A 4514-nucleotide genomic window follows, 5' to 3' on the forward strand; every position below is an offset into this window, starting at 1 on the left:
AAGTTGTTCTTCGAAGATGTATCTGAGGGTCTGTAGCTCAGTTGGTTAGAGCACACGCTTGATAAGCGTGGGGTCACAAGTTCAAGTCTTGTCAGACCCACCACTACTGACGAAGTGATGAATAATCACAAGCTGCTAGATAAAAAGATATGTCGTTCATTATGATTAAAGCTGGGGACTTAGCTTAGTTGGTAGAGCGCCTGCTTTGCACGCAGGAGGTCAGGAGTTCGACTCTCCTAGTCTCCACCAAATTCGAGGGTAAACAAAGCAACGCTTTGTCCGAGAATTTAAGCAAACAGCTATGCTGTGCGCAGGCACACATAGAACGAAGCTTAGAGCTAAAGATTACAGAACTTAGTAAGCAAATAGCTTCTTAACTTCTGTGATTTATCACAGTTTACTGCAAGCTGACGAGGCTGTAGTTAATCATTAACAGATTAGAAAATTGAGTCTGAAATAAATTGTTCAAACTCGATTAAATAGGAAGATAACAAGTAATTGTTAAATTAATATTTAATCTGAGAACTAGCAAAAACACTGAATCAAGCGTTTTGGTATATGAATTTAGATTGAAGCTGTATGGTGATTAAATTCACAGACAACAAACCAGTAGCAATTAAGTTTGCAACGATAACACTCACTTGTATGTGTTAACGACTGTTTGGGGTTGTATAGTCAAGTAATTAAGTGCATGTGGTGGATGCCTTGGCAGTCAGAGGCGATGAAAGACGTGATAGCCTGCGAAAAGCTCCGGGGAGGCGGCAAATATCCTTTGATCCGGAGATTTCTGAATGGGGGAACCCACCCGCTATAAGGCGGGTATCATAAACTGAATACATAGGTTTATGAAGCGAACGAGGGGAAGTGAAACATCTCAGTACCCTTAGGAAAAGAAATCAATTGAGATTCCCTTAGTAGCGGCGAGCGAACGGGGAGCAGCCCATTAAGTTATGTGTGTTTTAGTGGAACGCTCTGGGAAGTGCGAACGTAGAGGGTGATATTCCCGTACACGAAAGGGCACACATAATGATGACGAGTAGGGCGAGGCACGTGAAACCTTGTCTGAATATGGGGGGACCATCCTCCAAGGCTAAATACTCCTGACTGACCGATAGTGAACCAGTACCGTGAGGGAAAGGCGAAAAGAACCCCTGTGAGGGGAGTGAAATAGATCCTGAAACCGCATGCATACAAGCAGTGGGAGCCGACTTGTTCGGTGACTGCGTACCTTTTGTATAATGGGTCAGCGACTTATATTCAGTAGCGAGGTTAACCGAATAGGGGAGCCGTAGAGAAATCGAGTCTTAATAGGGCGTTTAGTTGCTGGGTATAGACCCGAAACCAGGCGATCTATCCATGAGCAGGTTGAAGGTTGGGTAACACTAACTGGAGGACCGAACCCACTGTCGTTGAAAAGCCAGGGGATGACTTGTGGATAGGGGTGAAAGGCTAATCAAGCCTGGTGATAGCTGGTTCTCCCCGAAAGCTATTTAGGTAGCGCCTCGGACGAATACCATTGGGGGTAGAGCACTGTTTCGGCTAGGGGGTCATCCCGACTTACCAAACCGATGCAAACTCCGAATACCAATGAGTACTATCCGGGAGACAGACTGCGGGTGCTAACGTCCGTAGTCAAGAGGAAAACAATCCAGACCGCCAGCTAAGGCCCCAAAATCATAGTTAAGTGGGAAACGATGTGGGAAGGCATAGACAGCTAGGAGGTTGGCTTAGAAGCAGCCACCCTTTAAAGAAAGCGTAATAGCTCACTAGTCGAGTCGGCCTGCGCGGAAGATGTAACGGGGCTAAAACTATGTGCCGAAGCTGCGGATTTGACATTAGTCAAGTGGTAGGGGAGCGTTCTGTAAGCCGATGAAGGTGTATTGAGAAGTATGCTGGAGGTATCAGAAGTGCGAATGCTGACGTGAGTAACGACAAAACGGGTGAAAAACCCGTTCGCTGAAAGACCAAGGGTTCCAGTCCAACGTTAATCGGGGCTGGGTGAGTCGACCCCTAAGGCGAGGCCGAGAGGCGTAGTCGATGGGAAATTGGTTAATATTCCAATACTTCTGTGTAATGCGATGAGAGGACGGAGAAGGTTAAGTCAGCCTGGCGTTGGTTGTCCAGGTGGAAGACCGTAGGCATGCATCTTAGGCAAATCCGGGGTGCTCTATGCTGAGAGTCGATAGCAAGCTGTACTTGTACAGTGAAGTGGCTGATACCATGCTTCCAGGAAAAGTCTCTAAGCTTCAGTTACACAGGAATCGTACCCGAAACCGACACAGGTGGTCAGGTCGAGTAGACCAAAGCGCTTGAGAGAACTCTGCTGAAGGAACTAGGCAAAATGGTACCGTAACTTCGGGAGAAGGTACGCTGCTGACGGTGATGGGACTTGCTCCCTGAGCGGTTGGCAGCCGCAGAAACCAGGCCGCTGCAACTGTTTATTAAAAACATAGCACTCTGCAAACACGAAAGTGGACGTATAGGGTGTGATGCCTGCCCGGTGCTGGAAGGTTAATTGATGGGGTTAGCGTAAGCGAAGCTCTTGATCGAAGCCCCAGTAAACGGCGGCCGTAACTATAACGGTCCTAAGGTAGCGAAATTCCTTGTCGGGTAAGTTCCGACCTGCACGAATGGCATAATGATGGCGGCGCTGTCTCCAGCAGAGGCTCAGTGAAATCGAAATCGCTGTGAAGATGCAGTGTACCCGCGGCTAGACGGAAAGACCCCGTGAACCTTTACTGCAGCTTGACATTGAACTTTGACCTTACTTGTGTAGGATAGGTGGGAGGCTTTGAAGTTGGAACGCTAGTTCCAATGGAGCCGTCCTTGAAATACCACCCTGGTAATGTTGAGGTTCTAACTCTGTCCCGTAATCCGGGACGAGGACCATGTCTGGTGGGTAGTTTGACTGGGGCGGTCTCCTCCTAAAGAGTAACGGAGGAGTACGAAGGTGCGCTCAGCGTGGTCGGAAATCACGCGTAGAGTATAAAGGCAAAAGCGCGCTTAACTGCGAGACCCACAAGTCGAGCAGGTACGAAAGTAGGTCTTAGTGATCCGGTGGTTCTGTATGGAAGGGCCATCGCTCAACGGATAAAAGGTACTCTGGGGATAACAGGCTGATACCGCCCAAGAGTTCATATCGACGGCGGTGTTTGGCACCTCGATGTCGGCTCATCTCATCCTGGGGCTGAAGCAGGTCCCAAGGGTATGGCTGTTCGCCATTTAAAGAGGTACGCGAGCTGGGTTTAGAACGTCGTGAGACAGTTCGGTCCCTATCTACCGTGGGCGCTGGAAATTTGAGAGGATCTGCTCCTAGTACGAGAGGACCAGAGTGGACGAACCTCTGGTGTACCGGTTGTCACGCCAGTGGCATCGCCGGGTAGCTATGTTCGGAAGGGATAACCGCTGAAAGCATCTAAGCGGGAAGCCTACCTCAAGATAAGATTTCCCTAGGAATTTATTCCTCTAAAGAGCCGTTCGAGACTAGGACGTTGATAGGTTGGGTGTGGAAGCACGGTGACGTGTGAAGCTGACCAATACTAATTGCTCGTGAGGCTTGACTATACAACACCCAAACAGTTGTTGTATTCAAGATAAATTCAATACATAACTTGATTTAGTGTACAAACTAGTTACAATACAGACCAATTATCTAATCCGTTAATAACTCTTTGGATCGTAAGTAAGGCAAACATTATTAATTAATGTGAATAAGACCCGAAAACACCACAACAGTTTGCTGGCGACAATAGCAAGAGTGAACCACCTGATCCCTTCCCGAACTCAGAAGTGAAACCTCTTCGCGCTGATGGTAGTGTGGCGTTTGCCATGTGAGAGTAAGTCATCGCCAGCTTTTAAATATAAAACACCCCCTCCGCGTAAGCAGAGGGGGTGTTTTTTATTGCATTTTTAAAATTTATAAAGAAAATTGAGGTGAGTACAGTTTAGTCTGGCTTTTGCATATGACAGCTTAAGACGTTCATAAATGAATTAAGGTATTTTTTAAACTTAAAATCTAGCATGCTATAACAAATAATAAATTTCCCAATATTTTATGCAAGAAAGACCTTATATTAGAGCTGTAAAGTTTAAGTCGCCTGAGTCTTTGGATTGGGCTAGCTACCCTTATGTCGTGCCAGCTGTTAACGATTTAGAAAGCATCAAGTTCCACCCACAAATAACTTTCTTTGTCGGGGAGAATGGTTCAGGGAAATCGACCATTCTTGAGGCCTTAGCACTTGCTTTGGGTTTTTCAGAAGAAGGTGGAACGCGTAATGTACAATTAAATACAGCGACCACAGCTTCTGATTTGCATCAGGCGATTCGAACGATAAAAAGCTATAAGAAGCCTCAAGATTATTACTTTTTACGTGCCGAGAGCTTTTATAACGTTGCAACTTATATGAAGCAAGTGAACTATTTGGTGGAGTATGGGGGAGATATACACTTACGCTCACATGGGGAGGCTTTCTTAAAATTATTAACAATAAAATTAAAAGGGAAAGGTTTATACC

Annotated in this window: 1 protein-coding gene, 2 tRNA genes and 2 rRNA genes; all 5 read left to right on the plus strand. The window is 46.3% G+C overall.

The window, feature by feature from the left end; translation table 11 throughout:
* Positions 1-26 precede the first annotated feature (26 nt).
* A tRNA-Ile gene (locus F1544_RS27065) sits at positions 27-103 on the plus strand.
* A 70-nt stretch (positions 104-173) separates the two neighbouring features.
* Positions 174-249: transfer RNA gene (locus tag F1544_RS27070), tRNA-Ala, on the plus strand.
* A gap of 424 nt (positions 250-673) precedes the next feature.
* Positions 674-3564, plus strand: a 23S ribosomal RNA gene (locus F1544_RS27075).
* A 174-nt stretch (positions 3565-3738) separates the two neighbouring features.
* A 5S ribosomal RNA gene (gene rrf, locus F1544_RS27080) occupies positions 3739-3853 on the plus strand.
* Positions 3854-4054: 201 nt separating this feature from the next.
* Positions 4055-4514: AAA family ATPase (locus F1544_RS27085; RefSeq protein WP_167588529.1), on the plus strand; the 460-nt coding region annotated here is incomplete at its 3' end.

The organism is Kineococcus rubinsiae (genome assembly GCF_011839805.1).
Taxonomy (GTDB): Bacteria; Actinomycetota; Actinomycetes; order Actinomycetales; family Kineococcaceae; genus Kineococcus; species Kineococcus rubinsiae.